Source organism: Allobosea sp. Root483D1, assembly GCF_001429505.1.
Classification (GTDB): domain Bacteria; phylum Pseudomonadota; class Alphaproteobacteria; order Rhizobiales; family Beijerinckiaceae; genus Allobosea.
This window is the reverse complement of the sequence record NZ_LMJW01000011.1, coordinates 153446-173298: the sequence shown is the minus strand read 5'-3', so window position 1 is coordinate 173298 and position 19853 is coordinate 153446. Positions and strand designations below refer to the sequence as shown.

17 protein-coding genes are annotated in these 19853 nt (G+C 67.5%); 8 read left to right on the top strand and 9 right to left on the bottom strand.

Annotated elements, in window-relative coordinates; translation table 11 throughout:
- Nucleotides 1-2 precede the first annotated feature (2 nt).
- The 3 genes from ASE66_RS10655 to ASE66_RS10645 form a co-directional block, all read right to left on the bottom strand.
- On the bottom strand, nt 3-548 hold the full coding sequence (locus tag ASE66_RS10655) for a (2Fe-2S)-binding protein (protein ID WP_057189594.1): 546 nt from the start codon (nt 546-548) through the stop codon (nt 3-5).
- Entirely contained in the window at nt 545-3370 is a 2826-nt protein-coding gene (locus tag ASE66_RS10650) for a xanthine dehydrogenase family protein molybdopterin-binding subunit (RefSeq protein ID WP_057189593.1), read from the bottom strand. The genes ASE66_RS10655 and ASE66_RS10650 overlap by 4 nt, the downstream gene beginning before the upstream one ends.
- A gap of 132 nt (nt 3371-3502) precedes the next feature.
- A complete protein-coding gene (locus tag ASE66_RS10645) occupies nt 3503-4375 on the bottom strand; it encodes a MurR/RpiR family transcriptional regulator (RefSeq protein ID WP_057189592.1) in 873 nt (290 codons plus the stop codon).
- Nucleotides 4376-4472: 97 nt separating this feature from the next.
- Between ASE66_RS10645 and ASE66_RS10640 the strand changes: the two genes are divergently transcribed.
- From ASE66_RS10640 to ASE66_RS10610, 7 genes are all read left to right on the top strand, one after another.
- Nucleotides 4473-6083 (top strand): ABC transporter substrate-binding protein, encoded by a 1611-nt coding sequence (locus tag ASE66_RS10640; RefSeq protein ID WP_057189591.1) that lies wholly within the window; start codon nt 4473-4475, stop codon nt 6081-6083.
- A gap of 30 nt (nt 6084-6113) precedes the next feature.
- Nucleotides 6114-7091, top strand: coding sequence for an ABC transporter permease (locus ASE66_RS10635; RefSeq protein ID WP_057189590.1), 978 nt, complete (start codon nt 6114-6116; stop codon nt 7089-7091).
- The gene (locus tag ASE66_RS10630) at nt 7088-7996 is read left to right on the top strand and encodes an ABC transporter permease (RefSeq protein WP_057189589.1); all 909 of its coding nucleotides are present in this window, start codon (nt 7088-7090) and stop codon (nt 7994-7996) included. Before ASE66_RS10635 ends, ASE66_RS10630 begins: the two co-directional genes overlap by 4 nt.
- Nucleotides 7993-8976 (top strand): ABC transporter ATP-binding protein, encoded by a 984-nt coding sequence (locus ASE66_RS10625; RefSeq protein WP_057189588.1) that lies wholly within the window; start codon nt 7993-7995, stop codon nt 8974-8976. The genes ASE66_RS10630 and ASE66_RS10625 overlap by 4 nt, the downstream gene beginning before the upstream one ends.
- The gene (locus ASE66_RS10620; RefSeq protein WP_057189587.1) at nt 8973-9980 is read left to right on the top strand and encodes an ABC transporter ATP-binding protein; all 1008 of its coding nucleotides are present in this window, start codon (nt 8973-8975) and stop codon (nt 9978-9980) included. The genes ASE66_RS10625 and ASE66_RS10620 overlap by 4 nt, the downstream gene beginning before the upstream one ends.
- A complete protein-coding gene (locus ASE66_RS10615) occupies nt 9977-10849 on the top strand; it encodes a hydrolase (RefSeq protein ID WP_057189586.1) in 873 nt (290 codons plus the stop codon). The genes ASE66_RS10620 and ASE66_RS10615 overlap by 4 nt, the downstream gene beginning before the upstream one ends.
- A gap of 63 nt (nt 10850-10912) precedes the next feature.
- Nucleotides 10913-11542 (top strand): NAD(P)H-binding protein, encoded by a 630-nt coding sequence (locus tag ASE66_RS10610; RefSeq protein ID WP_057189585.1) that lies wholly within the window; start codon nt 10913-10915, stop codon nt 11540-11542.
- A 9-nt stretch (nt 11543-11551) separates the two neighbouring features.
- Here ASE66_RS10610 and ASE66_RS10605 read toward each other — a convergent pair whose 3' ends face one another.
- The 6 genes from ASE66_RS10605 to ASE66_RS10580 all read right to left on the bottom strand — a co-directional run bounded on the left by ASE66_RS10605 (nt 11552) and on the right by ASE66_RS10580 (nt 18688).
- Nucleotides 11552-12163, bottom strand: coding sequence for a helix-turn-helix domain-containing protein (locus tag ASE66_RS10605; protein WP_057189584.1), 612 nt, complete (start codon nt 12161-12163; stop codon nt 11552-11554).
- A gap of 3 nt (nt 12164-12166) precedes the next feature.
- Entirely contained in the window at nt 12167-13825 is a 1659-nt protein-coding gene (locus ASE66_RS10600; RefSeq protein ID WP_057189583.1) for an ABC transporter ATP-binding protein, read from the bottom strand.
- Nucleotides 13822-14661: an ABC transporter permease gene (locus ASE66_RS10595; RefSeq protein WP_057189582.1), complete on the bottom strand. Its 840-nt coding sequence runs from the start codon at nt 14659-14661 to the stop codon at nt 13822-13824. The genes ASE66_RS10600 and ASE66_RS10595 overlap by 4 nt, the downstream gene beginning before the upstream one ends.
- Nucleotides 14658-15635: an ABC transporter permease gene (locus tag ASE66_RS10590; protein WP_156412099.1), complete on the bottom strand. Its 978-nt coding sequence runs from the start codon at nt 15633-15635 to the stop codon at nt 14658-14660. The genes ASE66_RS10595 and ASE66_RS10590 overlap by 4 nt, the downstream gene beginning before the upstream one ends.
- A 64-nt stretch (nt 15636-15699) precedes the next feature.
- A complete protein-coding gene (locus ASE66_RS10585) occupies nt 15700-17304 on the bottom strand; it encodes an ABC transporter substrate-binding protein (RefSeq protein ID WP_082613343.1) in 1605 nt (534 codons plus the stop codon).
- Nucleotides 17305-17365: 61 nt separating this feature from the next.
- On the bottom strand, nt 17366-18688 hold the full coding sequence (locus ASE66_RS10580; RefSeq protein ID WP_057189581.1) for an aspartate aminotransferase family protein: 1323 nt from the start codon (nt 18686-18688) through the stop codon (nt 17366-17368).
- A gap of 147 nt (nt 18689-18835) precedes the next feature.
- Between ASE66_RS10580 and ASE66_RS10575 the strand changes: the two genes are divergently transcribed.
- A complete protein-coding gene (locus ASE66_RS10575) occupies nt 18836-19852 on the top strand; it encodes a histone deacetylase family protein (RefSeq protein ID WP_057189580.1) in 1017 nt (338 codons plus the stop codon).
- The last annotated feature ends 1 nt before the right edge of the window (nt 19853 follow it).

Below are 19853 nucleotides of genomic sequence, written 5' to 3'. Positions count from 1 at the left end.
CGCTACGTCCTCACCAAGCCGGGCGTCCTGAGGACGAGATCGCGCACCGCCTCGAAATAGCGGACATAGCCGGTGCAGCGGCAGATATGGCGGTCGAGCGCCGCGCTGATCACCTGCTCCAGCGCCTCGCGCCTGACTGGGTTGCGCTTCAACTGGTCGAGCAGCACCGTCGCGCCGGTGACGAATCCGGGCGTGCAGTAGCCGCACTGGAAGGAGAAATGTTCGATGAAGGCCAGCTGGACCGGCGAGAGCTCGGTGATCGCGCCATTGGCGTCGCGCCTGGCATGCCCCTCGACGGTCCTGATCTTGCGCCCGGCGAACCAGTGCGCGCCCGTAATGCAGGTTCGCATCTCCTCGAGCGAGCCGTCCGCCTTCTCCAGCACGACGGTGCAGGCATGGCAGATGCCCTGGCCGCAGCCCATGCGCGAGCCGGTGAGGTTGAGGTACTCGTAGAGGAAGTCCTGCATCAGCATCGTTTCGGGCACGTCGATCGGGCCGACGGCCTTGTCGTTGATGGTCAGGGAGAGCGTCTTGGTCGCGATCGTCATGCCAGCGCCTCTCGGATCCTCTCGGGCGTGAGCGGCAGGGTGTAGAAGCGCTTGCCGATCGCGTGGGCGACGCCGTTCACGATCGCCGGCACCACCGCGATCATCACCACCTCGGCCATGCCCTTGGGCGGATCGGTATCGGACAGCGGAGGCAGCACCTCCGCCGTCTGATTCCAGACCGCGACATCCCTGGAAGTCGGCAATTCGTAGCGGTTCCAGTTCCAGGTGCCGTCGCCCGGCCCGTCCTCATAGAGCGGCAGATACTCCTTCAGGGCGTGGCCGATGCCCATGGCGAGGCCGCCCTGGATCTGGCCGGAGACCAGCTCCGGCACGATCTGGTTGCCGCATTCGAGGATGGAGTGATGCGAGAGCAGGCTGACCTCGCCGCTGCCGGTGTCGACGACGATCTCGGCGAGAGTCGCCATCGGCGCATAATAGGTGACGCCGGCATTGTTGCGCTGCGCCGACGGGTAGGAGACCGAGGCGCGCTCGACGAAATGCCAGTCGCCCTGCGTCATCAGGGCCTTGTGCTCGGCCGGTGCCCCATCGCCGTATTTCACCGCCAGAGCGTCGATGGCGAAGCGGCGGCGCCCGATCCCCGGCAGCTCGAACTCGGCCTCAGCCCACTGCCAGCGGTTGAAGCTGTGCACGGTGACGCCTGTGACGAGACCGAGCCGGTGCGCCTCGGCCGCGATCTCGGCGAAGGCGAGCGGCTGCATCGCGGCAGCCGTGACCCTGCCGTCGACGACGCGCAGGTCCTCGCGGCGCACCGCCTCCGGCGCCATCTGGCCGCCGCCGATACCGCGCGACCAGAGCGAGCGCGCCGCCGGCCAGACCGTCAGATCGACCAGTGCCCGGGCCGCCTCGCGTGTCGCGTGGCCGAGATAATAGACGCTGTTGGAGGCGCTCATCGGCGAGGTGAAGCTGGGCGTCCAGCGCGGATTGGCCATCCGCTTGTCTTCTTCCTCCTGCGACAGCGTATAGGGCTCGTCGGTGGTCTCCAGCGGCATTTGCGGCCAACGCACCTTGCCGAACACGGTCTCGTCCGGCTGTCGCCCGAGGATGGCGGCGGCCATCACCGCCTGCGAGGTCGTGGCGCCCGTGCCGATCTCATGCGCGACATGCGACAGCTTCAGCCGCCCGCTCGCATCGAATTCGAGCGCGCAGAGCGCGGCTTCCGCGCCGGTGCCGTAGTCCTTGTGCACATGGCCGTAGCCGACGCCGTATTTCTTGCCGGGATTGTTGGCCTCGAACTCGGCTTTCCGCTTCTGCCGGTTCGTCCAGAGCGGATGCTTTTCCGCCCGCGCCAGGATCTCGTCATGACGCAGCGCTCCCGAGGGAATCGCGCCCTGCGAGTTCTTCATGCCCGATTTCAGCGCATTGCGCCGCCGGAACTCCATCGGATCGAGGCCGAGCGCTTCGGCAGCCTCGTCGACCATCATCTCGGTCGCCGCCATGGTCTGCAGTGTGCCGTAGCCGCGCATCGAGCCGGCATCGACCGCGCGCGACGACATGATCGCGGCGGAGAAGTCGCTCTTCGGCAGGTAATAGATCGATTGCGCCGCCGTCGCGCCGACCGTGCCGACCGAGACCGAGAAGTTCTCGCGCCCGCCGCCATCGTTGCGGTAGCGCCCGGTCATCGCCCGGAACTTGCCGGTCTTTCGGTCGATCACCATGACCTTGTCCATCTGGAAGGCATGGCGCTTCAGCGCGGTCTGGAACTGCTCGTAGCGGTCGTTGGCGAGCCTGACCGGCCGCCCCTCGCCATAGAGGCCGGCGAGCACGCAGAAGAACGGGAAGATCGCGTGGTCCTTGGTGCCGTAGCCGACCGTGTAGCCGATCTTGAGGTCGATACTCCCTAGCGGAAACTTCGATTTCGAGACCAACTGGGCCGCCATCTCTGCAACCTCGTGCGGCGACTGCGTCGCGATCAGAGCGTGCAGGACGCCGGTCGAGCGCTCGTACCAGACATTGCCGTTGTCGGCCTCCATCGCCGAGGCGTCGGCCGACTGGGTCGAGTAGGAGCGCCGCAGCACCAGCACGTCGTCACCGGCGTTGGCGATCTCGCGCTCGATCTCCGCCGCCGCCGCCATGCCGCGCGCCATGGCGTCGCCCTCGCCGGGGGCAGGCCATTGCGGCTCGGTGCCCTTGAAGCCGGCGCGGATCGTCGTGTCCTTGAGCGCGGAATAGCGGTCCTCGGCATCGGGATTGCCGCCGTCGATCCGGACATAGCGCGCCGCGCCATAGGGGCCGGGCGTGGTCGAGGGCCCTTCGGCGCCATAGCGCACGACCTTGTCGTTGAAGCGCAGCTTGCGCTTGGCTGCGTCATAGCGGGCGAAGTCGTGATAGATCAGCATCGCGACGGGCTGGCCAAGCAGCCGGGCCGTCTGGCCCTTCGGCACGAAGAAGACGTCGCCATAGAAGCCCGGCCACGGTGCCGGCAGCGCGACGCCGTCGGCGACGAGATCCTCCTGCAGCACCAGCCGGTCGGGCTTGAGATCACCGCCGAGCAGGGCAAGGTCGACACCGTCGAAGACGCGGTCGACCCGCGTCGCATGGAGCATGAAGGCGTGCGCCTGCTCCTTCGGCCAGCCGTCGAGATCGCGGGCGCGGTAGTCGCGGGTGAAGGTCTTGCCGCCGGTGACCTTGGCGATGGCGTCGAGCCGGTATTTCGGCTTGCCGCCGGCCAGCCAGTCGGCTCCGGGACGCGGCGGCGTCTCGATCAGTTCCGCCTGGGTGGCCGAGGGCAGCAGGGAAATCTTGATGGCGATGCCGGCAGCGCCGGCCTTGAGGAAGCTTCTTCGCGACAGATCCGCCTTCACGCGCGGCCTCCCCTGCTGTCGACGAGCACATCTCGTTTCTACGAATCATTCTAAAAGCAGAGAGCGAGCGCGTACATGAGAGATTTGCGCGGGCCAGTTGTGCGGCGCGGCGATGGCGGCACGCCGGGTCGCTCAATAGTGGAAGGTCCAGAGCAGGCTTTCGCTCAGCCCCTTCAGCGCCTCGACCGCATCGGGGCGCTCACGCGCCAGCGTCGTGATCAGGGCATCCGCCACCGCGAAAGCAGCGGTCGGCGAGTTGGGCAGGAAGCTGTTGCGGGCCGGGGCGTACAGCGTCATGTCCGCCAGCGGAACCAGAGGCGATGACGGCCCGTCGGTGAGCGCGAGCAGGATGGCACCGCGCTTCTTGGCGAACTTGGCGAGTTCCAGCGTGGCGCGCGAATAGCGCGGCAGCGAGATCGCGATGACGACGTCCTCCGGCCCGGCCGAGAGCATGTGGCGGACGGCGCGCTCCGGCCCGCCGCGCGAGGAGGCGAAGACGACATCGGCGTCGAGATAGAGCGCCAGCCCGTCCTCGAGGAAGGCGCCGACATAGTGGCTCGCGCCCGAGCCGACGATGAAGATGCGGCGCGCCTTCAGGAGCAAGGCGATGGCGCGGTTGACCGTCGCCTCCTCCAACGTGGCGATCGCCTCGTCGAGATTGGCGGCCTCGCCCTTCAATGTCGTCGCCATGGTGGAAAAGACCGAGCCGGCTGCGGCGCGGGCATCGGCAAGACCTTCGACCGGCCCGAGCGCGACCTTAAGTGCCGTCGACAGCGCCGCGCGGAAATCGCCATAATTGCGATAGCCCAACGCCCGGACGAAGCGGGTCACGGTCGCGGTCGAGGTCCCGCTTTTCTCGGCCAGCCCCTCGATCGTCACCGTCGCCGAATCGAGCGGGCTCTGCAGGACGAAGTCGGCCGCCTTGCGATGCCCGTCGCTGAGTGAGGGGTAGACTTGGGCGATGCGGTTGGCGAGGTCCGTCGTCGGCTTCAGGGCGCGTGACATGGCTTTCCCGCTGATTGACGTCGGATCATTTTCATGTTTGCTACCGCGTGAAAATAAAGCTGTCAAAACGACCAGCTACGGGAACGGAGACCGACCGATGCGTCAGCGCGCGCTCATCACCATTCTGCTCGGCGCCAGCATGCTGAGCGCGCCCGTCATGGCGCAGAGCCTGCGCGTTGCGCTCGCCTCCGAGCCGACTGCTGTCGACCCGCATTATCACGACCTGACCCCCAATAACGCGCTCGCCCAGCACATCTTCGACAATCTCGTGCGGCAGGACGAGAAGCAGGCGCTGCAGCCTGGCCTCGCAACCTCCTGGGAGAATGACGGCAAGAACCGCTGGACCTTCAAGCTGCGCCAGGGCGTCAAGTTCACCAACGGCCAGCCCTTCGGCGCGCAGGACGTGGTTTTCACCTTCTGCCGCACGCTGAAGAACGAGACCAAGGTCTCCGACTCCTTCGCCGACATCACCGGCAACTTTGCCAAGGTCGAGACTCCCGACGCCAGCACGCTGATCATCGAGACCAAGGAGCCTGAGCCGCTGCTGCCGACGCTGCTGTCGGGCCTGCCGATCCTCTCCGCCTCGATCGTCCAGCACGACGCCATCAGCTACGATATCGCCAAGAACTGCGGCGTCACCGGCCCCTGGCCGGCGGTCAACAACTTCAATGACGGCACGATGGCGGTCGGCACCGGGCCGTACAAGCTGAAGTCCTATGTGCGGGGATCGTCGATCGAGCTCGAACGCAACCCGGACCATTGGGGCGGGCAGCAGCCCTGGGCGAGCGTGCGCTTCCTTCCTGTGACCAATGCCGGCCCGCGCCTCGCCGGCCTGCTCGCCGGCGACTACGACGTGATCGAGAACCCGGCCGCGCGCGATCTCGGCCGGATCAAGGGCGACAAGCGCTTCGGCCATGTCATCACGCCCTCGACCCGCGTGATCTACTTCCAGCTCGACGTCGCCCGCGACGAGAGTCCCTTCGTCAAGGCGCCGGACGGCAAGAATCCGCTGAAGGATGCGCGCGTTCGCAAGGCGATGTCGCTCGCCATCGACCGCGAGGCGATCGTCAAGCGCATCATGGATGGCGCCGCCGAGCCGGCTTACCAGTACCTACCGACCGGCATGTCCGGCACGTTGCCGAACCCGCCCAAGCTCGCCTATGACCCGGCTGCGGCCAAGAAGCTGCTGGCCGAGGCGGGCTATCCCAACGGCTTCCAGCTCACCCTGTCCTCGACAAATGACCGCTACATCAACGACAGCCAGATCACCCAGGCCGTCGCGCAGTACCTGACGCAGGTCGGCATCAAGACCGAGGTCGACGCGATGACGCGGGCGATCTATTTCCCGCGCCGGGCCAAGAAGGAATTCAGCGCCGCGCTCGGCGGCTGGGGCTCCGCCACCGGCGAGGCTGCCTCCTTCCTCCGTCAGTGGCCGCCCACCCCGAACGAGGCCAAGACCCTCGGCGGCTCGAACTATGGCGGCTACAAGAACGACGAGTTCGACAAGGTCATCCGCGCCGCGGTCACGACGCTCGACGACAAGAAGCGCGCCGAATTGCTGCAGCAGGCGATGACGCTGGTCCTCGCAGACGGCGCCTTCATCCCGCTCCATTTCGAAAGCGGCATCTGGGCCTTCAAGTCCGAACTCGCCGTCGCCGGTCGCGCCGACCAGTTCATGCTGGCCATGTCGGTGAAGCCGGCGAAGTAAGCCGGCGATCATCCTTTCGAGGTTCGGCGCATGACCGCCTATGTCCTGCAGCGGCTGATCCAGAGCGTGCTCGTGCTGCTCGCGGTTTCGGTCGTGGTCTTCTTCGCCGTCTACGGCATCGGCGACCCGATCGAGCTCCTGGTCTCGCCGCAGGTCAGCGAGGCCGAGCGGCAGGCGCTGATCCGGCGGCTCGGGCTCGACCTGCCGGTCTGGCAGCAATACCTCACCTTCATGGCCAACGCCCTGAAGGGCGATCTCGGTCGCTCCTTCGTGCATGGCGTGCCGGCGCTGCAGCTGATCCTGGCGCGACTGCCCGCGACCTTCGAGCTGGTGCTGCTGGCGATGACGCTAGCGCTCACCGTCGGCATCCCGCTCGGGTTGATGGTCGGCCTCAACCCGGACAGCCGGCGCGCCCGCATCGTCATGGCCGGAACCGTGCTCGGCTTCTCGCTGCCGAGTTTCTGGAAGGGCATGATGCTGATCCTGCTCTTCGCCGTGCTGCTCGGCTGGCTGCCGACCGCGGGGCGTGGCGAGACGGTCTCGCTTCTCGGCCTCCAGACCAGCCTGCTGACGCTGGACGGTTTGCAGCACATCGCCCTGCCGGCGCTCAACCTTGCGATCCCCAACCTCGCGCTGATCGTGCGTCTCGTCGCGGCCGGCACCGCTGAGACGATGACGCAGGACTATGTCAAATACGCCCGCGCCAAGGGCGTGCGGCCCCGGCGCATCGTCAACCGGCATGTGCTGCGCAACATCCTGATCCCGGTTGTCACCGTGGTCGGCGTCGAATTCGGCAGCCTCGTCGCCTTCTCGACCATCACCGAGACCGTCTTCGCCTGGCCGGGGATGGGCAAGCTGCTGATCGACTCGGTCTACCAGCTCGACCGGCCGGTGGTCGTCGCCTACGTCCTCCTGGCGACGTTGCTCTTCGTCACCGTCAACTTCCTGGTCGACGTGCTCTATGCCGCGCTCGACCCGCGGGTGAAGCTCGCCGGAGAGCAGGCATGAACCTGGACACGCCCCACCTCGCCGGCCCGGCGCAGGCCGACACGCCCTTGCGTGAGAAGGTGCTGCGCCGCCTGCGCAACCGGCCGACGACGCGCGGCGCCGTGATCCTGCTGGGCATCATGGTGCTGCTCGCTCTGCTCGCCCCGGTGATCGCACCGCAGAACCCGCATGACCTCGCCGCGCTCAGCGTGATGGACAACCGGCTGGCGCCTGGCGAGCAGGGCATGACCGGCTTCAGCTACTGGCTCGGCAGCGACGCGCAGGGTCGCGACATGTTGAGCGCTATCCTCTATGGCCTGCGCACCAGCCTGCTCGTCGGGCTCGCCTCGACCATCGGCGCGCTCTCGATCGGCATCCTCGCCGGGCTCGCTGCGGCGCAGTTCGGCGGTGCAGTCGATGCGGTGCTAATGCGCATCGTCGACTTCATGCTCGGCTTTCCCTCGATCCTGGTCGCGCTCGTGTTGCTCGCCTCGATCGGGCGCGGCGTCGACAAGGTGATCCTCGCGATCGTGCTGGTGCAGTGGGCGCAGTATGCAAGGCTGATGCGGGCGGCGGCGCTGGTCGAGCGGCGCAAGGAGTATATCGAGGCAGCCGTGAACTTCGGCCTGCCGACGCGCCACATCATGCTGGCGCATCTGCTGCCGAACTCGGTCGGCGCCGTGCTTGTCGTCGCCTCGATCAGCATCGCCTCGGCGATCACGCTGGAGGCGACGCTCTCCTTCCTCGGCGTCGGCGTGCCGGTGACGCAGCCCTCGCTCGGTCTCCTCATCGCCAACGGCTTCGAATTCCTGCTCTCGGGCGAATACTGGATCGCCGTCTTCCCCGGCATCGCGCTGGTACTGCTGATCATGTCGCTCAACCTCGTCGGCGATCGCCTGCGCCGCAGCTTCAACGTGCGCGCATGAACGACACTCCCCTCCTCTCCGTAAGCGGCCTCAAGACCGTGTTCCATGCGCAGGACGGCGCCTGGCCGGCGGTCGATGGCGTCGACTTCAGCGTCGCCAAAGGCGAGGTGCTCGGCCTCGTCGGCGAATCCGGCTCGGGCAAGTCGGTGACCGGCTTCTCGCTGGTGCAGTTGATCGACCCGCCAGGCGAGGTCGTCGCAGGTGAAATCCTGTTCGACGGCACCGACCTGCGCGCCGCTTCCGAGGAGCGCCTGCGTCAATTGCGCGGCGACCGGATCGCGATGATCTTCCAGGACCCGCTGATGACGCTGAACCCGGTGCTCAGCATCGGCGAGCAGATGAGCGAGGCGATCCTCGAGCATCGCGGTTGCAGCCGGCAGGAGGCGCTCGCCAAGGCGGCAAAGGCGCTGGCGCGGGTCGGCATCTCCTCGCCGGAGACGCGCCTGAAGCAGTTCCCGCACGAATTCTCCGGCGGCATGCGCCAGCGCGTCGCGATCGCGACCGCGCTTTTGAACGATCCCGACCTGATCATCGCCGACGAGCCGACCACGGCGCTCGACGTCACCATCCAGGCGCAGATCCTCTACGAGGTGCAAAAGCTCTCGCGCGAGACTGGGGCCGCCGTGATCTGGATCACCCACGACCTCGCCGTCGTCGCCGAGCTCGCCGACCGCGTCGCGGTGATGTATGCCGGCCGCATCGTCGAGATCGGCAATGTCGAGACCGTGCTCGACCGGCCGCGCCATCCCTATACGCTCGGCCTGCTCAACTCCTCAGCCACCATGGTCGAGCCCGGCGAGCGCCTGCACCAGATCGACGGCATGGCGCCGCGCATCGACTCGCGCCCCTCGGGCTGCCCCTTCCGGCCACGCTGCGAGCGGGCGCTTCCCGTCTGCACCGACAGCGATCCGCAGCCGCAGGCCCATGACGGCCGCACCCTGCGTTGCCACAACCCCGTTCCGGACCGGGTGGCGGCATGAGCGAGACCCTGTTCGAGCTGCGCGGCGTGCGCAAATACTTTCGCGGCAAGGCCAACATCGCCGAGCGCATCCTGACCGCGATCGGCCGGCATGCACCGCCCTCGACCCTTAAGGCGGTCGACGGCGTCGATCTCAGCGTCCGAAAGGGCGAGGTGCTCGGTCTCGTCGGCGAATCCGGCTGCGGGAAGTCGACGCTGGCGCGCATCGCCACCGGCATCCTGCCGCCGACCGAAGGCGAGGTCTTCTATCGGGGGCGCTCGGCCGCGGCGTTGAAGGGCAAGGACCGGCTCGATTATCTGCTCAAGGTGCAGATGATCTTCCAGGACCCTTATGCCTCGCTCGATCCGCGCATGCGGGTGAGCCGCATCGTCGGCGAGGCCCTTGCGGTCCACAAGCTCGTGCCGAAGGCCGAGCTCGACGGCGCGGTCGACCGGGCGCTGACCGAGGTCGGTCTCGACCTCGCCTATCGCGAGCGCTACCCGCACCAGTTTTCAGGCGGGCAGCGTCAGCGCATCGGCATCGCCCGCGCACTCGCGGTGAAGCCTGACTTCCTGGTCTGCGACGAGCCGGTCTCGGCGCTCGACGTCTCGATCCAGGCGCAGGTGATCAACCTGTTCATGGATATCCGCGCGCGGCACGGGCTGACCTATCTCTTCGTCAGCCACGATCTCGGCCTCGTCCGCCATATCAGCGACCGCGTCGCAATCATGTATCTCGGCCGCATCGTCGAAATCGGCAGCGCCACGGCGATCTTCGCCGAGCCGGCGCATCCCTATAGCGCCGCGCTGATCAAGGCGATCCCCTCGGCAGCGCGGCGCAAGAGCGCCTTCCAGCCGCTCAAGGGCGAATTGCCCTCGCCGCTGGCCCCGCCGCCTGGCTGCCCCTTTCACCCGCGCTGCGAGCACGCCATGGCGGTCTGCCGCGAGGTCCGCCCGGAGCTCAGCGAGATCGCCCCTGGCCGCAGCGCCGCCTGCCACCTGCACAGCATCGCGAAGGCCGCATGACCACGCTCACACTCGATCCGCCGCAGGGCCGCAGTGCCCTGCCTTTCGTCGACGCCCGTCATCCGCAGCGCCCACTCGAGGTCAATTTCTACCGGCCGGCGCGGCACCGCCCCGAGGATGAGGTCGTCTTCGTCCAGCACGGCATGCTGCGCAATGGCGACGATTATCGCGACTTCTGGATCGACGCCGCCGAAAAGCACAACCTGCTGATCGTCGCGCCGACCTTCGGCAACGAGCATTTCCCACAGGCGGAGGGCTATAATAACGGCCTGCTCCTTAGTGAGGACGGCGCGGTCGCCGCGAAGGCCGACTGGCTCTATGCGGTGCCCGCTCGCGTGCTGGCGGCGCTGCGCAAGGCAGGCGTCACCACGCGCGACAAGGTTAAGCTGTTCGGCCATTCCGCCGGCGGCCAGTTCGTGCACCGCCTGCTGGCGACGCAGAGCGAAACACCCTTCGAGACAGCCTTCGCCGCCAATTCCGGCTGGTATACGCTGCCGACGCTGGAGCGGCGCTTCCCGGAGGGACTCGGCGGGCTCGGCCTCGGCGACACGGAGCTGGCGCGCTGGCTGGCCTGGCCGATGGTGATCTTCGCCGGCGACCAGGACATCGTCACGAGCGATCCGAACCTGCCGGCGCAGGCAGAGGCGCTGGCGCAGGGGCCGATGCGCTATGCCCGCGCCCATTTCATGCTCGACTTCGCCAAGGCGGAAGCGGCCAGGCTCGGCCTGGCCTGCAACTGGTCGCTGATCACCGTGCCCGGCATCGGCCATGACGGGGCGGCGATGTCGCGCGCCGCAGCTTCCTGGTGGTACGAGGGTCGCATCCCCTCGGCGGAAGAACTGAAGCCGGAGGCGACTGCGGTCGCCTGAGGCTCGACCGGCTCCGCCCGATCTGCGACATCTGGCTCCCGGTCATGGGCGGAGGCCGTCGAGATGAAGCTGCTGCTGGCAGGTGCGACGGGGCTGGTCGGCAGCCATGTGCTGGCGCAGGCGCTCGCCGATCCGCGTATCGATGCGGTGGTCGCGCCGACCCGCCGCGCCCTGCCGACTCATCCCAAATTGCTCGCCCCCACCATCGATTTCGAGGCGCTGCCCGAGGATGCGCCCTGGTGGGCAGCCGATGCGGTGATCTGCGCCCTCGGCACGACCATGCGCACTGCCGGCTCGCAGGAGGCCTTCCGCCGGGTCGATCACGGCTATCAGCTCGCTGTCGCCCGGCTCGCCAGCCGGCAGGGCACGCCAACTTTCGTCCTGAACTCGGCGATCGGCGCCGATCCGGCCTCGCGCATCTTCTACAATCGGGTGAAGGGCGAACTGGAGCGCGATCTCGCCGGCCTCGACTTCGCCTCGCTCACTTTTGTCAGGCCGGGTTTGATCGGCGGCGAGCGGCGCGAAACCCGTCCGGCCGAGCGCGCCGCGCTCGCCCTGCTTGGCATCCTCGGCCCGGTGCTGCCGAGCGCCTGGCGCATCAACCCCGCCGGGCGCATCGCCGCCGCCATGATCGAGGCCGCCATCGCCGGCAGGCCGGGAACGCGCATCGTCGCCTCGGCGGAGCTGGTCTGAACTGAACGCTCAGGCCGTCTCGCACCAGACCCAGAGCAGGGTCGCGTCGACATCGCCGGTCGTATAGCAGAGATGGGTCAGCCGGCTGTCGAAATAGAGGCTGTCGCCCGGCTTCAGCCTGATCTCGTCATAGGAACCGCTGACGAAGGCGACCTCGCCTGAGAGCACATAGAGGAATTCCTCGCCCCGGTGCGAGGCCGGCTTCTCGAACTGGTGGGCGCTGCGTGCCTTGACCGTGGTCACGAACGGCACCATGCGCCGGTCCTTCAGCCCGGTGCAGAGATATTCGTGGATGTAGTTGGCTTCGTCACTGCGCCGTCCCTGCCCGGCCGGCGTCGTCGTCAGGCGGCCGGGCTGGCCAGCGCCTTGCTCCGAGAGCAGGCTGACCAGCGTGACGCCGAGGCCGGCGGCGATCAGCTCCAGGATTTCGAAGGTGGGCGAGGCCCGGCCGTTCTCGATCTTCGACAGCGCCGATTTCGAGACGCCGCTGCGGCGGCTGGTCTCATCGAGCGTCAGGCCTTGCTCGGTGCGCGAGGCCCGGATCCGCGCGCCGATCCTCATCTGGGGACGCGCCGCCCCAGGATCGAGCGCGTTGACGGGCGGTGTCGCGAGATCCGGCATGCGTCAACGACCTTTCGCGTTCTCGGTACCAGCAGCATTCGCGTGCTGCGACATCGCACCTGGCACGGCCGCGAGCAACTCGCGCGTGTAGGCGTGCTCCGGCGCTGCAAATACCGCGGCCGTCGGCCCGATTTCAACGATCCTGCCGCGCTGCATGATCGCGACCCGGTCGCAGATCTGGGCCGCGACGCGCAAATCATGGGTGATGAACACCAGAGACAGTGCCATCCTGCGCTTCAGATCGGCGAGGAGCGCAAGCACCTGCGCCTGCACTGACACGTCGAGCGCCGACACCGCTTCGTCGGCGACGATAACGTCGGGATCGAGCGCCAGAGCCCGGGCGATGCCGATGCGCTGGCGCTGGCCGCCGGAGAATTCATGCGGATAGCGCTTCAGGGCGTCCGCGCCGAGGCCCACGAGCTCCATCAATTCGCCGGCGCGCCGCTCGGCCTCGGCGCGTGGAACGCCATGGGCGATCGGCCCGTCGGTGATGATCCGGCCGACGCTCTTGCGCGGGTTGAGCGAGGCGTATGGGTCCTGGAAGATCATCTGGACCTTGCGGCGCAGGGTCCGCAACTCCTCGCCGCGCTGGGCCAGGAAATCGACCTCGCCCAGCCGGATCGCTCCCGCATCCGCCGTCAGCAGCCGCACCAGGCATTTGCCGACGGTCGACTTGCCCGAGCCCGACTCCCCGATCAGGCCGAGCGTCTCGCCGCGGCGCAGCGTGAAGCTGACATCGTCGGCGGCGGCGACGCTGCGCTTTGTCCCGAACAGGCTCGCCCGGCTGACATAGGTCTTGCGCAGGCCCTCGACGCTGAGCGCGATCGGCTGCCCGTCGAGCACGGTGGGGGGCGGCGGCGTCAGCGAGGGCACCGCAGCCAGCAGCGCCCTGGTGTAGGCATGCTGCGGGCGCTCGAGGACATCTTCGGCCGGCCCGCTCTCGACGACCCGGCCCTGATGCATGACCACGACCCGGTCGGCGATCTCGGCGACGACGCCGAAATCATGGGTGATCAGCAGCACGCTCATCCCGCGCTCGCGCTGGAGCCTGGCGATCAGCTTGAGGATCTGGCCCTGCGTGGTGACGTCGAGCGCCGTGGTCGGCTCGTCGGCGATCAGGAGATGCGGCTCCAGCGCCACCGCCATCGCGATCATCACGCGCTGGCGCTGGCCGCCGGAGAGCTGGTGCGGGAAGGCCCGCAGCAGCTGCTCGGGTTCGGGCAGGCCGACCTCGGCGAGCAGCGCCAGCGCCTTGGCGCGACGCTCGCCCTGTGTCAGCACGCCATGGGCCTTGAAGACCTCGACGATCTGGTCGCCGACCCGCTGCACCGGATTGAGCGAGGTCATCGGCTCCTGGAAGATCATGCCGATCTCCCGGCCGCGGATGCCGCGCCATTCGCGATCGGAGCAGGTGGTGAGCATCCGGCCAGCCAGCTTGATCTCGCCGGCGCCAACCGAGAGCCCCTGCGGCAGAAGTCCCATCACCGCATGGGCGGTCATCGACTTGCCTGACCCGGATTCCCCGACGATGCAGAGCGTCTCGCCGCGACGGACCTCGAAGCCGACATCGCGGATGGCATGGGCCCGGTCGCCGCCGCCCGGTAGCGCGACGGAGAGGTCGCGGATGGAGAGGACGGGTTCGCCCGCCTGTGCCGCGCTCATGCCCGCCTCGCGCGCAGGCTCGGGTTGAAGGCGTCGTTGAGGCCCTCGCCGATCAGGTTCAGAGCGAGCACCGTGACGAAGATCGCCGTGCCCGGGATGAAGCTGATCCACCACTGGTCGAGCACGCGGCTGCGGCCGGAGCCGACCATGTAGCCCCAGCTCATCACATTGGGATCGCCCAGGCCGAGGAAGGAAAGCGAGGATTCCAGGAGGATCGCCGTCGCGGTCATCAGCGAGGCCAGCACGATCACCGGCGAGACGACATTGGGCAGCACCTCGGTCAGGATGATCTTGTGGACCGGCAGGCCGGTGACGATCGCCGCCTGGACATAGTCGCGTGTCCGCACGCTCAGCACCTCGCCGCGAACCAGGCGCGCCACCGGCGGCCAGCTGACGATCGCGATGGCGAGCACGATCGAGGCGACCGAGGGCTGCAGGATCGAGACGATGACGATGGCGAGCGCGAAGGAGGGGATCGTCTGGAAGAACTCGGTCATCCGCATCAGCGCCGTATCGACCCAGCCGCCGAAATAGCCGGAGATCGCCCCGAGCGGCACGCCGACGAGCAGCGCCACCAGCGTCGAGACCAGGCCGATCAGCAGCGAGACGCGGCTGCCATGCACCAGCCCGGCGAGGATGTCGCGCCCGACAGTGTCGGAGCCGAGCGGGGCACGGTCGAGCACGAAGGGGGCCAGGAACGGCCGGTGCACCATCCGCCAGGGCGAGCCCGGATAGAGCAGCGGGGCGAGGATGGCGACCGCGACGACCATGCCGAGGATGCACAGCCCGATCAGCGCGCCGCGATTGCGCGCGAAGGTTCGCAAGAAGGAGTTCACGAGGCCGCCTCGATGCGCGGGTCGACGAGCCGGTACATCAGGTCCGTCAGGATGTTGAAGAGGATGACCATGGCCGAGCAGGTGAAGAACACGCCGAGCAGGACCTGGTAGTCGCGCTGGATCAGCGCGTCGAAGAGCAGGCGCCCGATTCCCGGCCAGGCGAAGACGGTCTCGACCAGGAGCGAGCCGCCGACAAGCTGGCCGGCCTGCAGCCCGGCCAGCGTCACCACCGGCAGGATCGCGTTCGGGACCATGTGGTGGCGGACCACCGCGCTTGGCGCCAGCCCCTTGGCATAAGCGGTTTTGACGTAGTCGAAGCGCGAGACCTCGATCATCGAGGAGCGCATCATCCTTGCGTAGACGGCGGTGAAGAACAGCCCGAGCGTCGTCGCCGGCATGATCAGGTGACGGCCGATGTCGAGCGCGCGCCTGGCGCCGGTATAGCCCGCGCCCATGCTCTCGTAGCCGACATTCGGCAGCCATCCCAGATATTTGGAGAAGACGATCTGGGCGATGATCGCCAGCCAGAACAGCGGCATGGCGTAGAACACCAACGATCCCGTCATGATCGCGCTGTCGGAGACGCGCCCGACCCGGCGCGCCGCGACGACGCCGAGCGCGACGCCGGCCGCCAGCGAGATGATCAGTGCCGCGCCGGTCAGGAGCAGTGTCGCCGGCAGCCGTTCCAGGATCAGGTCGAGCACGGGGCGCTGCTGGCGATAGCTGAAGCCGAGATCGAGGCTGAGCATGCCCTTGAGATAGAGCCAGAACTGCTCGGCCAGCGACCGGTCGAGACCGAAGCGCTCGCGCAATTGCTGCAGGAAGACGGCGTCGCCGGCACCAGCCTCCCCGGCCATGACCTGCGCCGGATCGCCCGGCGCGAGGCGCAGCAGGAAAAAGTTCAGCGCGGCGATGGCGATCAGGATGACCGCCGCCCCCAGCGCCTTGCGAAGCAGAAACAATGCGAACGTCACGCGTTCCCTCCGCGGTCCCGCGGCGGGAAGGAAATGCCCCTTCCCGCCGACGGCCGGTCCAATATCAGGCCTTCCAGGCGTCCTGGAAGGCGTCGTTCATGCCGGTCGCGGTCTTGATCAGGTTGTTGAAGTTGCTGCGGTAGATCGTCGGGAACTCGAGCTCGAGCATCCAGGCGACCGGCAGGTCGTCGACCAGGATCTGCTGCACCTTGGTGTAGAGCTCCTGCCGGGCGGCATCGCCATTGGCGGCGGCCGCCTCGGCGAACAGCCGGTCGACTTCCGGGTTGGAATAGCCGGCGACATTGTTCCAGGGCGAGCCCTTGGCGATATTGCTGGAGACATAGGTTCGCGCGACGCCCAGCGCCGGATCGCCGAACTGCGACAGCCAGGTGAAGGCGAGGTCGAAATCCCAGTCCGAGAGGCGCTGGCCGTAGCCGGCGACGTCGGTCGTCACGAGCTGGACGTTCATGCCGATGTCGGTGAGGTTCTGCTTCACCGCTTCGGCCCAGCGCGTCCAGGCTTCGCCATAGGGCAGCGCCAGCAGGCGAATCGGCTCGCCCTTGTAGCCGGACTCCTTGAGCAGCGCCTTGGCCTTGGCCGGATCGAAGCCGTAAGCCGCGACCTTATCGCTGTGGAAGCGCGTCTTCGAGCTGACCGGCCCGGTCGCGAGGCGCGCCAGGCCGTTCCAGATGACGTCCTTGGCGAACTCCCGGTCCATGCCGTACATCACCGCCTGGCGAAACGACTTCTTCGCCATCAGGCCCTGGCGGTGGTTGAACCAGAGCCAGGACAAGGGCGCGATCATCTCCCAGCCCTTGCCGGTGACCGCGGTGTTCTTCATCTTCGCGAGCTTGGCGACGTCGAAGTTCTCGACCGTGCCGCCGGTGAGGATGTCGACCGCGCCGGTCTCGTAAGCGACGACGCGCGCCGCGGCGTCCGGAATGATCTGCCAGTAGATCTCGTCGAGATAAGGCAGGCCCTGGACATGGTAGTCCGGGTTGCGCGTGAGCTTGATATGCGAGCCGCGCGTCCATTCCGCCAGCTTGAACGGGCCGGTGCCGACAGGCGTGTTGTTGTTCGGGTTCGTCTTGTAGTCGGTGCCGGCATAGAGATGCTTGGGCACGATTGGCGTCGTGCTCAGTTCGAACATCAGGATGAACGGGCCGAAGGGGTTCTTGAGCTGGTAGCGCACGGTGAAGTCATCGAGCTTCTCGATGCGCTCGACATGGGTGGTCGCCACCGGCCGCCAACGCGGGTGCAGCTCGCGCAGGAAGACGTCAGTCGAGAAGACGACGTCGTCGGCGGTGAAGGGCTTGCCGTCATGCCATTTGACGTTGCGCTTGAGATGGAAGGTGTAGGCCTTGCCGTCCTCGGAAATCTCCCAGCGCTCGGCCAAAGACGGGATCGGCTTCAGGTCGTGGCCGTATTTCAGCAGGCTCTCATAGATGCTGCCGGCGACCATCTGCGTCGGCGTGTTCTGGACGAGGCCAAGCATCAGGCTCGACGGCTCGGGATGAACCACCGCCCGCACGACACCACCGCGCTTGGGCGACTGCGCCAGTGCGGTGATCGAGCCGGTCGCTAGCGGGCTCAAGCCGAAGAACAACTCTCCCGCCGCAAGGCCGGCGGCGCCGGCCTTGAGCAGCTCCCGTTTGTTGATATCAGTCATGACATCCTCCCCTTGTTGATCGTTTTTTCGTAAGCGGGCGGCTCTCGCCGCCCGCTCCGTCTCAGAGCGTCGCGAGCGTGCGAGCCACCGCCTCGGCGGTCGCCTTGATCTCGGCCTCGCCATGCGCGAGCGAGCTCAGGCTGTGCAGCGTGTTGGCCGGCGACATGTAGACGCCCTCATGCATCAGGGCGTTGGCGAAAGCCTTGAACTTCGCCCGGTCGACATACGTGCAGAACTCGCGGTAGTCGGTGATCTCGTCGCGATCGGTGAAGTAGATCTGGAAGACCGAGCCGACATTCTGGACGATGGCGCGATGGCGCTTCTGGGCGCCGATGACCTCGCGCAGCGCGCTCGCCATCGCCGTGCCGCAGGCTTGCAGCTGGTCGAAGCCAGCCGCCTTGTCGGCGGTCAGGATCTCCAGCATCGTCTTGGTGGCGTAGAGCCCGAGCCGCGGCGCGTTGTGGCTGCCGTAGTGCAGGATCTTGCCCCATTCGAGCCCGGCCATGATGTGGTCGGGACCGCAGATCGCCGCGATCGGAAAGCCCTGGCCGAGTGCCTTGCCGTAGGTGACGATATCAGGCGAGAGCCCGTAACGCTCGGCGCAGCCGCCGGCCCCGAGGCGGAAGCCCGTCACCGTCTCGTCGAGATAGAACAGCGCGCCATGCGCCTTGCAGATCGACTGGATGAACTGGAGATAGCCTTCCTTCGGCGGGATCACGCCCATATTGGTCATGATGCCCTCGGTGACGACGCAGGCGACGTCGCGGCCATGGGCCTCCATCACCCGGGTCAGCGCCGCCTCGTCGTTCCACGGCACCACCAGCGTGTCCGCCCAGGAACCGGCGGTCAGGCCCGAGCTGTCGGGGATGCGGATCGGATCGTTGGGGTGCCCGAGCGAGGTCGGCAGCTGCGGATTGCTGTTGAGCAGCACCGCGTCGTACCAGCCATGGTAATGGCCTTCGAACTTCAGGATCTTCGAGCGCCCGGTCAGGCCGCGGGCCAGGCGGAACGCCGCCATGCAGGCCTCGGTGCCGGTGTTGGCGAAGCGGATCTTCTGCGCATGCGGCAGGAGGTCGACCAGCATCTCGGCGACCTCGACCTCGACTTCGAGCGCCGTGGCGAAATGGGTGCCGTGCACGACCTCGCGCTGGACCGCCTCGACGATCGCCGGATGGGCATGGCCGAGCGGCAGGGCGCCGAAGGACATCATCCAGTCGATGTATTCGTTGCCGTCGACGTCGACGAGGCGGGCGCCCGAGCCGCTGCGCATATAGGGCGGATAGGGCGCATAATTGGTCGGCCCGCGCGAGGCCGAACTGACCCCCTCCACCAGCACCTTCATCGCCCGCTCGAAGAGCTGGCCCGAAGCCGTATTCCGCAGCATTTTTAGCCTTCCTCGCCTTGTGGTCGGCGTGCCGTCAGCCTGCGGCACGCCTTGACCCGTGTTCTCTATTATGCTCACTTGTTCACTATTGGAAACAAGCCGGCTTGCGTTGTCAAGACGCTTCCCCGGAGAAAAAGAGGGAACGGAATGCAGGTCATTTGGTCGGCTAAGCAACTGGCGCACCAGGGCCCGCGCTTCGTCCGCGCCGGCCAGATCGTGCCCAGTCCGGAGACCGCCGAGCGGGCGACCTTCATCCGCGATGCACTGATCCGGCACGGTCACTCATTGGTGGAGCCGCGTGAGCTCGGGCTCGCCCCGATCCTTTCCGTGCACGACGCCGACTTCGTCTCGTTCCTGCAGAGCGCCCACGCCGGCTGGTCCGCTTTCGCCGGGGCGGATGCCGCCGCGATGCCGAACGTCCATCCGCGCGGCCCTCATGCCCGCCGGCCCTCCGGCCCGGTCGGGCAGCTCGGCTGGTACACCGGCGACATGGCCTGCGAGATCACCGACGGCACCTGGCAAGCCGTCTATGCCGCTGCGCAGGGAGCCGCCACCGCGGCACAGCTCGTCGCCGAGGGGAGCGCTTGCGCCTACGCGCTCTGCCGGCCGCCCGGTCACCATGCCGGCGGCGATCGCGCCATGGGTTTCTGCTATCTCAACAACGCCGCCATCGCCGCGCAGGAGCTGCGCCGGAGCTTCGATCGTGTCGCCATCCTCGATGTCGATGTCCATCACGGCAATGGCACGCAGGAGATCTTCTATCGCCGCGGCGACGTCTATTTCGCCTCGATCCACGGCGATCCCGACCAGTATTACCCGTTCTACTGGGGCTATGCCGACCAGACCGGCGAGGGCGACGGGGCGGGCGCGACCCTGAACGTCCCCTTTCTCGTCGGCTCCGGCGACGGCCCCTTCCTCGCCGCGCTGACGACGGCGCTCGCCGGCATCCACCGCTTCGCGCCACAGGCGCTGGTGCTCTCGCTCGGCGTCGATGCCTCCGTCCACGATCCGCACGGGCGCCATGCCGTCAGCGATGACGGCTTCCGGCGCATGGCCGAAGCGATCGCAACATTGAAGCTGCCGACCGCGATCGTGCAGGAAGGCGGCTATGCCTCCGCCGAGCTCGGCGAGACCGTCGCCGATATCCTCGATCGTCTGGGGTGAC